General features: G+C 58.0%; 13 protein-coding genes. 8 read left to right on the top strand and 5 right to left on the bottom strand.

Annotated features, from left to right (window positions below; all coding sequences use genetic code 11):
- The first annotated feature begins 4 nt into the window (after nt 1–4).
- Both ACYSTU_RS20380 and ACYSTU_RS20375 read left to right on the top strand, forming a co-directional pair.
- A complete protein-coding gene (locus ACYSTU_RS20380) occupies nt 5–1051 on the top strand; it encodes an acyltransferase family protein (RefSeq protein ID WP_324175673.1) in 1047 nt (348 codons plus the stop codon).
- Between the two features lie 109 nt (nt 1052–1160).
- Nucleotides 1161–2291 carry an SGNH/GDSL hydrolase family protein gene (locus tag ACYSTU_RS20375; protein ID WP_499001253.1) on the top strand — a complete coding sequence of 377 codons (1131 nt, stop codon included), beginning with the start codon at nt 1161–1163 and terminating at the stop codon, nt 2289–2291.
- A gap of 178 nt (nt 2292–2469) precedes the next feature.
- On the opposite strand, the gene ACYSTU_RS20370 is transcribed toward ACYSTU_RS20375, so the two are convergent.
- Nucleotides 2470–2883: a mannose-1-phosphate guanylyltransferase gene (locus ACYSTU_RS20370; protein WP_136493869.1), complete on the bottom strand. Its 414-nt coding sequence runs from the start codon at nt 2881–2883 to the stop codon at nt 2470–2472.
- A gap of 31 nt (nt 2884–2914) precedes the next feature.
- Complete coding sequence (gene galU / locus ACYSTU_RS20365; protein ID WP_041477294.1) at nt 2915–3748, bottom strand: UTP--glucose-1-phosphate uridylyltransferase GalU; 834 nt, start codon at nt 3746–3748, stop codon at nt 2915–2917.
- A 387-nt stretch (nt 3749–4135) separates the two neighbouring features.
- Here galU and galE point away from each other — a divergent pair, with 387 nt between their 5' ends.
- The 6 genes from galE to ACYSTU_RS20335 all read left to right on the top strand — a co-directional run bounded on the left by galE (nt 4136) and on the right by ACYSTU_RS20335 (nt 10337).
- Complete coding sequence (gene galE / locus ACYSTU_RS20360) at nt 4136–5152, top strand: UDP-glucose 4-epimerase GalE (RefSeq protein WP_024013612.1); 1017 nt, start codon at nt 4136–4138, stop codon at nt 5150–5152.
- A 230-nt stretch (nt 5153–5382) separates the two neighbouring features.
- Complete coding sequence (locus tag ACYSTU_RS20355; RefSeq protein WP_016775457.1) at nt 5383–5619, top strand: hypothetical protein; 237 nt, start codon at nt 5383–5385, stop codon at nt 5617–5619.
- Nucleotides 5620–5710: 91 nt separating this feature from the next.
- A complete protein-coding gene (locus ACYSTU_RS20350) occupies nt 5711–6826 on the top strand; it encodes a polysaccharide biosynthesis/export family protein (protein WP_172667912.1) in 1116 nt (371 codons plus the stop codon).
- A 12-nt stretch (nt 6827–6838) separates the two neighbouring features.
- Nucleotides 6839–7504: a YjbF family lipoprotein gene (locus tag ACYSTU_RS20345; RefSeq protein WP_039760706.1), complete on the top strand. Its 666-nt coding sequence runs from the start codon at nt 6839–6841 to the stop codon at nt 7502–7504.
- Nucleotides 7501–8262, top strand: a complete 762-nt coding sequence (locus tag ACYSTU_RS20340) for a capsule biosynthesis GfcC family protein (protein ID WP_499001246.1) — start codon at nt 7501–7503, stop codon at nt 8260–8262. Before ACYSTU_RS20345 ends, ACYSTU_RS20340 begins: the two co-directional genes overlap by 4 nt.
- A complete protein-coding gene (locus ACYSTU_RS20335) occupies nt 8259–10337 on the top strand; it encodes a YjbH domain-containing protein (RefSeq protein ID WP_024013608.1) in 2079 nt (692 codons plus the stop codon). Before ACYSTU_RS20340 ends, ACYSTU_RS20335 begins: the two co-directional genes overlap by 4 nt.
- 457 nt (nt 10338–10794) lie before the next feature.
- Here ACYSTU_RS20335 and ACYSTU_RS20330 read toward each other — a convergent pair whose 3' ends face one another.
- From ACYSTU_RS20330 to ACYSTU_RS20320, 3 genes are all read right to left on the bottom strand, one after another.
- Nucleotides 10795–12189 (bottom strand): undecaprenyl-phosphate glucose phosphotransferase, encoded by a 1395-nt coding sequence (locus ACYSTU_RS20330; RefSeq protein ID WP_016775452.1) that lies wholly within the window; start codon nt 12187–12189, stop codon nt 10795–10797.
- A 390-nt stretch (nt 12190–12579) separates the two neighbouring features.
- Nucleotides 12580–13239, bottom strand: coding sequence for a winged helix-turn-helix domain-containing protein (locus ACYSTU_RS20325; protein ID WP_041477289.1), 660 nt, complete (start codon nt 13237–13239; stop codon nt 12580–12582).
- 277 nt (nt 13240–13516) lie between these two features.
- Nucleotides 13517–14257, bottom strand: a complete 741-nt coding sequence (locus tag ACYSTU_RS20320; RefSeq protein WP_499001240.1) for a winged helix-turn-helix domain-containing protein — start codon at nt 14255–14257, stop codon at nt 13517–13519.
- Between the last annotated feature and the right edge of the window lie 33 nt (nt 14258–14290).

Raw genomic sequence — 14290 nt, 5'->3', positions numbered from 1 at the left:
CTCTATGTCGAGCAAGAAAAAATCCCTGGAGATCGAAACCCTGCGCGGCCTGGCGTGCCTGCTGCTGGTGCTCTATCACGTCATCGGCCCGCTGGGCGGCGGCTTGAAGATCGACATCGGCTCGCCGTTCCGGGTCATCGCCGACTCGATGGTGTACGTGCGCATGCCGCTGTTCACGTTCATCTCCGGCTACATCTATTCGATCTACAAGATTCGCGGCAATGACTTTTCCGCGTTCTTCGCCGGCAAGGTGCGGCGGCTGATCGTGCCGCTGTTCTGTGTCGGCGTGCCGTTCTCGGTACTGCAAGCGGTGGGGCCGGGGGTGAACAAGGACGTCGGCGTGATCGATGCGTTGTTGTCGTTCTGGGTACCGATCAACCACTTCTGGTTCCTGCAGGCGGTGTTCAGCATTTTCATCTTCGTCGGCTTGCTGGAGTGGCGCGGCCTGCTGCGTTCGGCGACGCGGTTGTATGGTTTGTTTGCGTTTGCGGCGGTGTTGTTCCTGCTGCCGCCGTTGCCGCTGGATGCGTTCGGTATCAACGGTGCGATTTACCTGCTGCCGTTTTTTGTTGCAGGGATGATCGGTCAGGAAAATGTCGATGTTTTGAAACAGCGTTTCAAAGTGATCGGGCCGCTATTGTTTGTGCTGATCTCGCTGACGTTGCTGTACGTCGCGGCGATTGATCGTGAGCTGATTGTCGATCGCCGCAGCCTGATTGGTTTGACGGTGGGGTGCGTGTCTTGTATCGCATTGCTGTCGAGTGACATGCGCTCGAAAGCGCTGACCTGGCTCGGCGGGTATTCCTATGCGATTTTCCTTTTCCATGTGCTGTTCGCAGCGACCTCGCGGTTTGTCCTTGGGCGCCTCGGCGTGAAGGATGAGAGCTTGCTGGTGCTTGGTGGTCTGAGTTGTGGATTGCTCGGGCCGGTGCTGTTGGCGATGGTGTTCAGTCGTTTCAACTTCACTTCGGTGCTGTTCCTTGGCGAGCGCGCGGCGAAGAAAAAAGCACCGGTGATTGTCGCTCCGGTGGTGCAGACGCAGAGCAGCTGAAAGCTTCGCGAGCAGGCTCGCTCCCACAGAGGTTGTGTGAATTGCACAAGGTCTTTTGTGGGAGCGAGCCTGCTCGCGAAGGGGCCATCCCGGACAAAGGAAATATTCAATGATGCCAGTAGACGCCCCTCAACCCGTCGCCACCACGGCCATCACGGTAGACGATGCCCGCCAGCGCTTTGCGCAGTGGCGCGAGGGCAAGGCCGGCAAGGTGTTGGCGGTTTCGGTGATCGGCGACAGCTACACCGCCGGGCAGGATTTCTACCTGAACAAACTGGTGCAGCGAGTGGCTGCCGAGGTGGGTTTTGCCGGCCCCGGTTACGTCGGTTTCAACCACGGCGCGGCGCTGGGCGGCACGCATTTCAAATACACCCGCAGCAGCGACAAATACTTTGGCGGCGAGTGGAAGGTTTCCGCGCTGGGGCAGGCCAGTCCGGACAGTCGCACGATCAGCGGCAAGCCGGGCGCCTGGTTGCAAGTGGATGCCAGCCCTTCGCCGCGCATCGATACCACGGTCACTGAGGCGAAACTGTTGTATCTGGGCAATGGCGAATCCGATGAGTTGCGCTATCGCTGGTCGCCCGCGCAAGCCTGGCAACCGTTGAAACTCGCAGGCTCAGGCGTTCAGGAAGTCGCGCTAGCGGGCGTTCCATCAGCCGCAGACTGGTCATTCAAACTGGAAGTGGTGAAGGGCGCGCCCACGTTGTTCGGCCTTTGGATGACGAATGATGAGAAGGGCATTCGGGTGTCGAAACTGGCGGCGTCCGGCGCGGCATCCGCGGATTTCTATCACGCCGATCCACAGTGGCAGGCGCAGTGGAAAGCCGTGGTGTCGAAGATCCCGGCCGATGTTTACCTGATCATGCTCGGCGGCAACGATCAGGGCTTCGGCGTCAAACCTGCGCAGTACCTGCAAAACGTTCAGGGCCTGGTGAGCATGCTGCGCGAGATTCAGCCGGCGGCGAGCATCAACCTGATCATGCGTCAGGACACCACGCGCTCCAGTGCTTATCCGATGTCGGCCTATGCGCAGGTGCTCGAACCGTGGGCGCGGGAGCAGCATTTGGGCTTCGCCAACCTGCAATGCGCGTTCGGCCCCGACGTCAAACGCTACGCCAGCGCGATGATTGGCCCGGACAAGATTCATCCGTTGCCGGCCACGGGCGGGAAGGTGATTGCCGGTTATTTTTATCGCTGGATAACGGGTACGAGTACCGGTTGCGACGACTCGCCACCATGATCGTTCCCACGCTCCGCGTGGGAATGCCGCCCGGGACGCTCCGCGTCCCTCCGCAGCGTGACGCAGAGCGTCACTGGATGCATTCCCACGCGGAGCGTGGGAACGATCAATGCTGACTGTGCCGCCGCTTTCGCGAGCAGGCTCGCTCCCACAATGGATCGGCGTGACGCCCGGGTGATCAGGCGTCGTGCTTGAAGGCGTCGATGAGCCCCAGCAGTTCGTCAAGCTTGCGCGGCATCAACCGCGCATCACAACGGGTCTCGACGTTAATGATGATCGCCGGGTCGTTGCAGCAGATGCGCACGCGGAAGCGCCAGTCGCTGAAGATCACTTTCAGGCCATCGCGGTCATCCATTTCCAGCGCCTGTTCGCCATACGACGCCTTCAGGTGCGCGAGCAGCGGATAAGGATCGCGCAGCGGCCGGCGAATATCGCCGGACGCAGGAAACACACCGATCCGCTCCACCAGCAGAATCGTGCCCAGCCAGGTCTCGTTGGCGCTGGGCAGCGGTTGATGGCGCGACAACCAGCTCATCACCCCGAGGTTGCCCACCTCACGTTCAATCTCTGTCGAATGTTGTGCAATGTTCATGGTTGCCTGCCTCTGGTGATGGGGGGCCGTCTCAGCGGCCCTTGAGGTACACGTTGTCGTAGCAGAAGTTGGTCGCCTGCAAGTAGCCCTCGGCATCGCCGCAATCAAAGCGCAGGCCTTTGAATTTGTAGGCCAGCACGCAGCCGTTCTGCGCCTGTTTCATCAGTGCGTCGGTGATCTGGATTTCGCCGCCCTTGCCCGGTTCGGTGTCGGCAATCAGGTCGAAGATGTCCGGGGTGAGGATGTAGCGCCCGATGATCGCCAGGTTTGACGGCGCGTCCTGCGGCGCCGGTTTTTCCACCATGTTGTTGACCCGGTAGATGCCCTCGGAAATCAGCTCACCGGCAATCACCCCGTACTTGTGGGTCTGGTCGGCCGGGACTTCCTGGATGGCGACGATCGAGCAGCGGAATTTCCTGTACAGCTGGATCATCTGCGACAGCACACCGTCGCCTTCGAGGTTCAGGCACAGGTCGTCGGCCAGCACCACGGCAAACGGCTCGTCGCCGATCAATGGGCGACCGCTGAGAATGGCGTGGCCCAGGCCTTTCATTTCCACCTGACGGGTATAGGAGAAGGTGCAAGTGTCGATCAGCTCGCGGGTGCCGGCGAGGAATTTCTCTTTCTCGGTGCCACGGATCTGGTGCTCGAGTTCGTAGCTGATGTCGAAGTGGTCTTCCAGCGCGCGCTTGCCCCGGCCGGTGACGATGGCCATGTGTTGCAGGCCGGCGTCCCGCGCTTCTTCAACGGCGTATTCGATCAACGGCTTGTTGACGATCGGCAGCATCTCTTTCGGCATGGCTTTGGTCGCCGGCAAGAAACGCGTGCCGTAGCCGGCAGCGGGGAACAAACATTTACGAATCATAAAAGTATCCTGGACAGTCATGGAACACAGGCGACGGTTGCGCACCAGAAAGTGGCGGCAAGTTTCAATGATTATTGAAGGCTTACTTTAATACCCGAGTCAGGTTGTTGCTGGCAATTAGTTGCGCTGTTAAAAAACGCTAATGTTATGAGATGTCGACTACTTGGTTATTAGTTATTTTTAGTCGGTATCTGTCGATAGTGATAAGTGTCCAGGGAGTGCTAATAAGTACCCGTCAAACAGTTTGACCGGCAAAAATAATTATTGCCAGTGGTTGAACTAAATTTGTTTGAGGTTGTTGTCGCCCTGTTTGTGTGAATTGCTTCGCATCTCCACCAGGCATGGCTTGACACGCTACCGGGTATTTATTCAATGACGGACCGCGCTATGAAGATTCTGGTAACGGGTGGTGCCGGCTATATCGGCTCGCATACCACACTTGCATTGCTTGAGGCAGGTTATGAAGTTGTCGTTCTGGATAATCTTTGTAACAGCAGCGACGCAGCACTTCACGCCGTTGAAGCCATTTGCGGCAAAAGTGCATGGATGATTCGCGGCGATGTCTGCGATCGGCCGCTGCTCGACCGGATTTTCCGCGAGCATCAGATCGACGCCGTGCTGCATTTCGCCGGGCTCAAAGCCGTGGGCGAGAGTGTGCGCAAGCCGCTCGAATACTACGAAACCAACGTCGGCGGCAGCATCACTCTGTGTCAGGCGATGGCAGCGGCGGGGGTGTTCCGCCTGGTGTTCAGTTCCTCGGCGACGGTGTACGGCGAGCCTGAAGAGATGCCGATTCGCGAGGATTTTCCGACGGGCAATCCGACCAATCCCTACGGTCAGTCCAAGCTGATCGTCGAGAACGTGCTGCGCGACCTGAGCCTCGCCGAGCCGCGCTGGAGCATTGCGCTGCTGCGCTATTTCAACCCGATCGGCGCCCACGCCAGCGGGCACATGGGCGAAGACCCCAACGGCATTCCGAACAATCTGGTGCCGTATATCAGCCAGGTTGCGGTCGGCAGCCTGCGTGAGCTGTCGATTTTCGGTAACGATTACCCGACCTCCGATGGCACCGGCGTGCGCGATTACATTCATGTCGTCGATCTGGCGGATGGGCATTTGAAAGCGTTGCAGTCGATCAGCGAGCGCACCGGCATCCACACCTGGAACCTCGGCACCGGCGATGGCTACAGCGTGCTGCAAGTGCTGCATGCGTTCGAACAGGCCTGCGGGCGGCCGGTGCCGTACCGGATGATGCCGCGCCGCGCCGGTGATATCGCCGAGAGTTTTGCCGATGCTTCGAAAGCGGCGAAAGAACTCGGCTGGAAAGCCACGCGCAACTTGCAGGACATGGTCGCCGACACTTGGCGCTGGCAATCGAATCATCCCAATGGTTATTCGCGATGATGGCCATTTAGTCCGATGTTAGTTTCAGTCAGGTTGTTAGATAACGTCGGGAAATTACACTGGCAATGCCATTTGCAAATCCGTAGATATAAACCTGCCGTTCGACTTTAGCAGTTGCACAGGACTGTGAAAGAACAACGGATCTTGTTCGCGCTCTTTGCGGACTTGAAAGCTACCAGCTCTGACACAGATCTGTTTTTTAACAGTTCGAATGTTAGAAAGGAGTTGTTATGAAAAAAGTGATGGCAGTTGCCCTGTTGACGATGTTGAGCAACTGGGCTGCCGCCGCTGAAGCGCCGTTGACAGCGGTAACCAATGTAGGTGGCAGTGTGGCGGCTTCGCAAGCGCCCGCGGCCAGTACTGCAATGGTTGCCAGTGCTGTAGCGGCGTCCAACAGCGGTGGCAGTGCCAACGGCGGTACCACCGGTACGACGGGTACCACCGGTACAACCGGCACGCATAACTAACAGGAACATTTGTTAGTGCAGTACAGAGTCGCCCGACGCAAGTCGGGTGACTTTGTTTTTTGGATTCGCCCTTGAATAGCGTAGTGCCATTATGACTCGTAGTGTTTATCTTTTAATGTTGGCAAGTCTCGCTTTGCAAGGTTGCATGTTTTCCCCCGGCCAGTACCTGAGCACCAGCGATATCACCCGCCAGGGTGCCAGCGAAAGCAGTCGGGTCGAGCTGATTCCGATCACCCCGAAGCTGATCGCCATGAACCGCGCCACCCAGAAGCGTGAGTCGCTGCCGGCGGAGCTGCTGGTGACGCCGGCGGAATATCGCATCGGCAACAATGACGTGCTGTACATCACCGTCTGGGATCACCCGGAGCTGACTGCCCCCTCCGGCGCGCAACAACAGATCGATGCCAACGGCCGTCTGGTGCGCTCCGATGGCACGCTGTATTACCCGTTCATCAAGGAAGTCCAGGCCGCCGGCCGGACCATCCAGCAACTGCGCGCGGACATCGAACAACGCCTGTCGGCATTCATCGCCGAGCCGCAGGTCGACGTCGCGGTGTTGCGCTTCGCCAGCCAGAAAGTCGTGGTCACCGGCGCCGTCACGAAGGCCGGCCCGCAAGCGATTTCGACCAATCCGCTGAGTGTGGTCGAAGCCCTCGGTTCCGCCGGCATCGACACCAACAATGCTGACTTGTCCGGGCTGCTGCTGACGCGCAACGGGCGGGTCTATCCGCTCAATCTCGACTCGCTCAATCAGCAGGACTCCGAACTGCAGAACGTCTACCTCAAGGGCGGCGATCAGCTGTATCTGCCGTACAACGACAACAAGCGCATCTACGTCATGGGCGAAGTCAACCAGCCGCGCGCGCTGAGCTTCAAGACCGCGACCATGAACCTCTCTGACGTGCTCGGTTCGGTCGGTGGCCTGAGTCAGACCAGTTCCAACGGCAACGCGGTGTACGTGATTCGCGGCGTGGAAAATCTCGACGTCGAGCCGGCCAAGATCTATCAGCTCGAAGCCGAATCGCCGACCGCCATGGCGCTGGCCTCGCACTTTCAGGTGCGGCCGCAGGATGTCGTCTACGTCGGCCCGGCCAACGTTACGCGCTGGAACCGTTTCATCAGCCAGTTGGTGCCGTCGGCGTCGATTGTCGGTACCGGGGCTTCGGCAGCGAAGAACTGGAGCGAATACAGCAACAACAGCAAATAAGGCCGCCCGACTGTGAACCTATTGAAAGTGGGCGTCTGCCTGATGGCGGCCTCGTTGCTGTGCGGCTGTAACCCGCTGATGAGCGCATCGCTGAACAACCTCAAAGCCGCCGTCGTCGGCCCCGACGAGGTTGATGTGACAGCGGCCGAAGTCGCCGGGGTCAACTACCCGCAACTGAAACTGACCACGCCATCCGGCTCAGGTGTACTGGCGCTGGTGCGCGAGCGCGAAGACCTGCAATTCTGGGTCGCCTCCGGCAAGCAGGTGTTGCTGCTGCGCGATGGCCTCGCCGTGCGCAGTATCGGCCTCGGCCTGCAAGGTGATCTGGATGGCACGCGGCTGGCTGATGACTCGCCGTTCAAGCAAGGCCTGCATCACGTCGCCGACGGTTTCACCACACGGCGCTGGATTGATCTGTACAAGGGCCAGGAAGTCGGCGTGATCGTCAACAGCCGCTTTTCGCGCCGTTCCACCGAGACCCTGGAGATTCTCGACAAGGCTTACTCGGTGCTGCGCGTCGATGAACAGATCGACGCGCCAGCCATCGGCCTCAGTGCGACCAACCGTTACTGGGTCGACCCGCGCGACGGTTTCATCCTGCAAAGCGAGCAACAACTGACCTCGCAACTGCGCGTGAAGCTGGTGCAATTGACTCCTGACCGCAGGCATCTGCCGTGAAGCGCTTAAGCCTAATCGCGGCGGGTCTTCTGCTGATCGCAGGGGCGAGTCAGGCCGCCGTCACTGTGTCCGGCGACGTCGCCAATCCCGGTCCGATCGCATTGCCGCCGGGTGGACGCCTGTTCGATGTGATCAGCGAAGCCGTGCCCAATGCCGAAGGCTATTGGCTGGCGGGCGGCTTGTTGCGCCAGTCGCTGGTCGAGAAACAGACACGGCTCAAGGTCGGCGTGTTGTTTGATCTTGAGGTGCTGCAGCGCATGGCAACGCTGTTTGATCGGCCAAGTCGCGCAGCGCTGGCGCAGCGCATTGCTGAAGAGGTTCGACAAATGCCAGTGACCGGACGGCAGATCGCTGACCTTGATCCGGTGGCGGTGGAAGTCGGCTTCGCGCGCAACATTCGCCTGGATGACGGCGATCGGCTGATCTATCCGAAACGGGTTGATGAAGTGCAGGTGTTAGGCGCGGTCACCGAGCCATGTCACTTGCCGTACCAGCCATTGCAGGAGGCGCTCGAATATCTCGAAGGCTGCTCGATTCTCGACGATGCCGAGGCCGATTACCTGTGGTTGATCCAGCCCAACGGCGTCTCGCGGCGCGTCGGCATCGCGCACTGGAATCGCGAGAGCGGGCAGTTTCCGGTGGCTGGCAGCAGGATTCTGGTGCCGATTAAAAATGATGATCTAGATCCGCCTCTTCCTGAACTGAATCAGCAGTTGGCCGAATTCATTGCCACGCAGCTGGCCGAGGTGGTTCGTTGAAGTTACGTTTTGCAGCTGTGTTGTTATTGCCCTGCGGTCTGGCTCACGCCGAGCCGCGCATCACCCAGAATGACTTCGGTGGCGCCGGTCTGTTGCAGACACCGACGGCGCGCATGGCCCCGGCCGGCGAGCTGAGCGTCAATGCCAACCGCACCGACCCGTACAGCCGCTACAGCGTGTCGTTGCAACCGCTGGACTGGCTCGAAGGTTCGTTCCGCTACACCGCGATCACCAACCGGCCGTACGGCTCGGAGGCCCTCAGCGGCAGTCAAAGCTACAAGGACAAGGCGGTCGACGCCAAAGTACGCCTGTGGCAGGAAAGCCACTGGGCGCCGGAAGTGGCGCTGGGCTTTCGAGATATCGGTGGTACCGGTTTGTTCTCCAGCGAATTCTTCGTCGCCAACAAGCGCTTCGACAATTTCGACTTCAGCGCCGGCATTGCCTGGGGCTACATCGGTAATCGCGGCGACTTCGACAACCCGCTGGGCTACGTCAGCAATCGCTTCGATACGCGCCCGGCGCTGGAAGGCACCGGTGACGTCAACTCCGGCGCGTACTTTCGCGGCAAGCCTTCACTGTTCGGTGGCGTGAGCTACCAGACGCCTTGGGATCGGCTGAGTTTGAAGCTTGAATTCGAAGGTAACGACTACAAAAACGAGCCGAAGGACAACGAGATCAAACAGGACTCGCCGATCAACCTCGGCGCAGTGTTCAAGGTGACCGATTCGATCGACCTGAGCGCCGCGTGGGAGCGGGGCAATACGGCGATGTTCGGCGTGACCTTTCACACCAATTTCGTCAGCCGCAAGGCGCCGGCCAAAACCTACGACCCGACCCCCGAACCGCTGCCGGCGAAGGCGCCGACGACCTCGATGGAACAGGTCAACTGGGCCGATGTGTCGCGGCGTTTGCAGCAGAATGCCGGGTACAAGGTCGAGCGCATCAGCCAGCGCGATTCCGAACTGATCGTCTATGGCGAGCAGCAGCGTTATTTCCATTCGTCCAAAGCCGTTGGCCGCGCGAGCCGGATTCTCGACAACAGCGTCAACGACGACATCGACTGGTTCACCGTGGTCAACAAGCGCTACGACTTGCCGCTGGAAGAAACCAGCCTGCCGCGCCAGACCTTTCGCGAAGTGATCAACAACGAAGAACCCTTGGAGGCGCTGCACCGCACCACCGAAATCAACCCGGCGATGCCGCACAACGAGAAAACCCTCTACACCGAAGCGCCGCAGCATTTCAGCTATGGCGTGGGTCTGGGCTTCAAGCAGAACGTCGGCGGCCCGGATGGTTTGCTCTATCAATTCAGTGCTGATGCGGACGCGGAATATCGCTTCAACCGCAACACCTGGTGGAGCGGTTTGCTCAGCGCCAACCTGGTCAACAACTTCGACAAATTCGTCTACGACGCGCCGAGCGGATTGCCCCGCGTGCGCACGGATCTGCGCCAGTACCTGACGACGTCAAACACGACCATGCCGTTGTTCCAGCTCAGCCATGCCGAGCAGTTGGATAAAGACCTGTACGGCATGGTGTACGGCGGTTATCTGGAATCGATGTTTGCCGGCGTCGGCGCGGAAGTGTTGTTCCGCCCGACCGGCGAGCGCTGGTCGCTGGGCGCGGATCTGAACTGGGTGCGCCAACGTGATTTCGATCAGGGCTTTGCCTTGCGCGATTACTCGGTCGTGACCGGGCATATCACCGGCTATACCGATCTGCCGTTCGACACGCTGGCGGCGGTCAGTGTCGGTCGCTATCTGGCCGGAGACTGGGGCACCACCGTGGATATTTCCCGTGAGTTCTTCAACGGCGTGCGCGTCGGTGCCTGGGCGACCATCACCACGGCCAGCAGCGCGGAATATGGCGAAGGTAGTTTCGACAAAGGCCTGTACCTGTCGATCCCGTTCGACGAAATGATGAGCATGTCGACCATGCGCCGCGCCAACCTGGTCTGGGCACCACTGACCCGAGATGGCGGCGCCAGACTGAGCCGCAGCTATCAACTGCACTCGATGACGGATAGCCGGGAAGGGGACATGTTCTATCGCAACTTCGAAAAGATTACCGAGTAAGCGCTGGTCTGTGGGAGTGAGCCTGCTCGCGAATGGCCCGGCACATCCAACATCTTCAGTGCCTGACACAACGCTTTCGCGAGCAGGCTCGCTCCTACACTTGATCGGCGTCACGCCACACATCCTGGTCATCACCCGAATCCCTGTGGGAGCGAGCCTGCTCGCGAAGGCGCCGGCGCATCCAACATCTCCAGTGCCTGACACAACGCTTTCGCGAGCAGGCTCGCTCCTACACTTGATCGGCGTCACGCCACACATCCTGGTCATCACCCGAATCCCTGTGGGAGCGAGCCTGCTCGCGAATGGTCCGGCACATCCAACATCGCCATCGCCTGACACAACGCTTTCGCGAGCAGGCTCGCTCCCACAGGGTCGCACCTGTAGTCGATACCGGTTACCCAAATCCCGCCCACAAAAAAGGGGACTTTCGTCCCCTTGTGATCTGCAGCGCTGAACCTCAGTAAATATCCTTCGACAACAACGTAAACGGCGTCTTCACCAGGATCTTCAGATCCAGCCACAACGACCAGCTGTTGATGTACTGCAGGTCGATCTCGACACGCTTCTGCATCTTGTCGATGGTGTCGGTCTCACCCCGGCAGCCGCTGATCTGTGCCAGGCCAGTGATGCCCGGTTTGATTCGGTGACGGGCCATGTAAGCGAGGATCTTGCCCGAGTAGTAATTGTTGTGCGCCACCGCATGCGGCCGTGGCCCCACCAGCGCCATGTGCCCCTGCAACACGTTGAACAACTGCGGTAGCTCGTCCAGCGAAGTACGGCGAATAAAACGGCCTACTGCGGTAATGCGCGAGTCATTGCGGCTGGCCTGTTTCACTTCGCGGTCATCGTGGACACGCATCGAGCGGAATTTCCAGACCTTGATCACCTTGCCGTTCCAGCCATGGCGGTCCTGCTTGAAAAATACCGGGCCGGGCGAGTTGATTTTCACCGCCAGAGCGATGATCAACAGCAGCGGACTGAGCGCGATGATCGCCAGGAATGCCACGGTTTTCTCAACCAGACTCTTGCTCAGGGCAGCGGTCGGGCGGCTGGTCAGCGGGCTTTCGTTCAAGTAGATCGCCGGCAGGCCGTCCACGACTTTTACCGAGTGGTTGAGCAGGGTCAGGCTGTTCAAGTCCGGCACCCACACCACATCGACGTTGGCCCCGAGCAAATCGACATACATCGCTTCGATTTTCGCGGCTTCGCACAGCGGCAGTGTGATGTACAAACGACGGATGTCGTGGGCTTCGATCAGCTCGAGCAACTCGTCCTGAGCGCCAACGACACGCGGTGCGTCGGAAGCGAGGACCGGTTTGTCACCGTTGCTGACCAGACCGATCAGCGGCAGGTTTTCCAGTTGGCTGAGCTTTTTCGCCAGGCCCAACGCCAATTCGCCAGTACCGACGATCAACGTCCGGTGTTCGCTTTTACGCGAACGCTGGTAGTACTTGGAAAACGCATGCAGCGGCGCGTAGAGGAACGCCTGACCGAGGAAGCCATACACCGCCCAGCTGAGAATCACCTGACGGGAAAACAGCTCATCGGCCTGGCAGACAAACGCGATGCATGCCAGCGCGGCCATGGTCATTGACCAGCCCATGAACAAGCGGCCGAGGCCGGTCAGGTAGTTGTCGCGTTTGCGATAAACGCCGCTGAATGTGTAAGCCGGCACCGAGGCCAGGACGGCAAGGGTGGCGCACATTCGGTAGTAGAACGCGACCGTGCCGGTGTGCTGTTCAGCGAGAATGAACAGCAGCGTCACAACGAAAGCCTGTGCCAGCGCCCATTGGCCCCAAAAGGTCAGTCCCTTGAGGCCCGTGCTTCGATTAATACTGAGAGAAAGGTCCATACGATATCCCCAAAAGACGTCCATTCAGGTTTCAACAGTTGAAAGCCGAGTTGTTATGCAGACTTATTGTTTTTGTTTTAGCGAGTGTCTTGAGGTAACAACATCGAGAGCCGAACTGTCGTCAGCCAATAGACTAAGTTATTGCCGGGAATGGTGTCTGACGAGTTCTAACAAGATGGCACAATGCCAACTTTTTAATAATTAAATAGATGGCTGTTAGAAAAGGTCGTAGAGAGGGGGATGAAAAAGCGAGGGTGTATTTGTTACTGTTGAAGGGTGGAGGCAGGTAAGCTTTTATTGAATCAGGGAGGGAAAACCAAACAGAGTGCTCTTCTTGTTGTTGTAGTCGCACTTTATATCTGTTTGTCTCGGTTTAAAGGTCTTCTTCGGTTACGCAACGACTTCTTGAATCAGGCAATATCCGCGATTTCTTACGGCTCGGAACAATCGCTCGCCATTACTTGCGCTCTTGAATTTATCCTGCAATCGGCTCAGGCACATTTCCAGGCCACGGTATTGCTCGGGTTCCCGACCAATGCTGATGATCAAGTCATCACGACTGACCACGCGCTCTTCATGGCTCAGCATTTTCCTGACCAGAGCGGTTTCCAGGCCAGTCAGGCTGATCGCAACATTGTCCTTGAGCAACACGCCTTGTTCATCGTCAAGATGCCAGGTGTCGCTGCAAGGCTCAGTGCTCTCGCTGACATTGGAGATATGAGCGCGTTCTGCACTGCGGGTCGGGAAGCTTTGAAACGGATTGTCTGTTTGCGCGGCTCGCCATTCATTTTCAAGAGTGGCCAGTATGCGTTGAGTATCATGTTCGATACTGCGCGCAACATTCTTTCGGCTGAGGCTTGGGTAACTGAACTCCATGACCATCGGGGCGGAAGAGGGCGAAGCAACACCTTCAACAAACATTTGTGCCTGCGACGTGCCAAACGAATTGAAACGCTCACTGGACAAGATGCTTTCCAGTTCACGTTGCGACGTTGTGCTGTGCGTCACAACAACAAAATATTTTCTGGGGAGGGTTGTACTCGTTTCCATGTCTCTCTCCTAAATACACACCAAAATTGGCTAAAAGATAAATCGGCAGGCGAGCAATGACTTCCTCGGAAGTAATCGTAGGCAGGGTTCTGGCCGAAAATGGCCATCGATAAATTCCACTCGATCTGCTGCTATGTTATGGAGTTTTATTGTTATGTGGCGTGATGCCGTGCTCATTCAAGTGCTTGAGTTTTAATAAGTATGAGGCGCAATTGAAACGATATGGCTGCATCAGACGATCCTTCGTACGTATGCAAAAGGGAAGACTGCCCGAGACTCAGGCAGTCGATATCAGGCCCCGCATCAGGCGATAGCCGTAGCCGCGGATGCTCTGAATCGCGTTTGTACCATACATGTCCTTGATTTTTCCACGCAAGCGACTGATTGATTTTTCCAGTGCCCGAGGGTCGTAGAAATTGGCGTTGAGGCCCATGATGCTGGCGATTTCATCATGACTCAGAATGTGATTGCCGGTGTGCGCAAAGGCCTCGAGGATCTTCATTTCGGCGAAAGAGATATCCAGTTTGCGCCGACTGTCCATCAGGCAGATCCGCGTCGGATCAAGCGTGAGATTGATATCTCGTTGCCAGTCTTCGCTGTTGAAGAACTCCGCCAGCAAGTCTTCGCTGTCATCGCTCAATGTGTTGAGCTTGATACAGGCATCCGCCCCGGCGAGGAAATATTTGATCTTGTTGACGGCGCCGCGGCCGGTGACAATTGCGCAAATAAGCGGCTTCAAGTTGTCATCGCGCAGGTTCTGCACCAGGGCCAGATTTTCTTCGATAGCTTGTGGATTATCGATGATGACGAAAATGGCGCGATAGGCACCTATGTAGCCGTGCTGTTTATATGAACTAGTGAAAGCACCTGTTTCCAGGGTCATATCGGGCTGCACGTGCTTTGCGATCAGCGATCTCAAATGATCAGCCACACCCAGTGTACGACCCAGCGCAAGAACACCGGATTCATCATTTGTCGGGCGCGGACTTCTCGTCGCCAAGTTCCCTGAGAGCATCATGCGTTGACTCGAATTAGGTGCTGACATCGGGAT

It is taken from the genome of Pseudomonas glycinis (assembly GCF_054871425.1).
The sequence above is the reverse complement of the archived record's forward strand: the minus strand, read 5'-3'. Positions and strand labels throughout refer to the sequence as shown.

Excerpts from the sequence above, each read along its gene's own strand:
- ACYSTU_RS20330 (WP_016775452.1), bottom strand. The coding sequence starts at position 12,189 with ATGGACCTTTCTCTCAGTATTAATCGAAGCACGGGCCTCAAGGGACTG.
- ACYSTU_RS20325 (WP_041477289.1), bottom strand. The coding sequence starts at position 13,239 with ATGGAAACGAGTACAACCCTCCCCAGAAAATATTTTGTTGTTGTGACG.
- galU (WP_041477294.1), bottom strand. The coding sequence starts at position 3,748 with ATGATTCGTAAATGTTTGTTCCCCGCTGCCGGCTACGGCACGCGTTTC.
- ACYSTU_RS20370 (WP_136493869.1), bottom strand. The coding sequence starts at position 2,883 with ATGAACATTGCACAACATTCGACAGAGATTGAACGTGAGGTGGGCAAC.
- ACYSTU_RS20380 (WP_324175673.1), top strand. The coding sequence starts at position 5 with ATGTCGAGCAAGAAAAAATCCCTGGAGATCGAAACCCTGCGCGGCCTG.
- ACYSTU_RS20375 (WP_499001253.1), top strand. The coding sequence starts at position 1,161 with ATGATGCCAGTAGACGCCCCTCAACCCGTCGCCACCACGGCCATCACG.
- ACYSTU_RS20320 (WP_499001240.1), bottom strand. The coding sequence starts at position 14,257 with ATGATGCTCTCAGGGAACTTGGCGACGAGAAGTCCGCGCCCGACAAAT.
- ACYSTU_RS20350 (WP_172667912.1), top strand. The coding sequence starts at position 5,711 with ATGACTCGTAGTGTTTATCTTTTAATGTTGGCAAGTCTCGCTTTGCAA.
- galE (WP_024013612.1), top strand. The coding sequence starts at position 4,136 with ATGAAGATTCTGGTAACGGGTGGTGCCGGCTATATCGGCTCGCATACC.
- ACYSTU_RS20355 (WP_016775457.1), top strand. The coding sequence starts at position 5,383 with ATGAAAAAAGTGATGGCAGTTGCCCTGTTGACGATGTTGAGCAACTGG.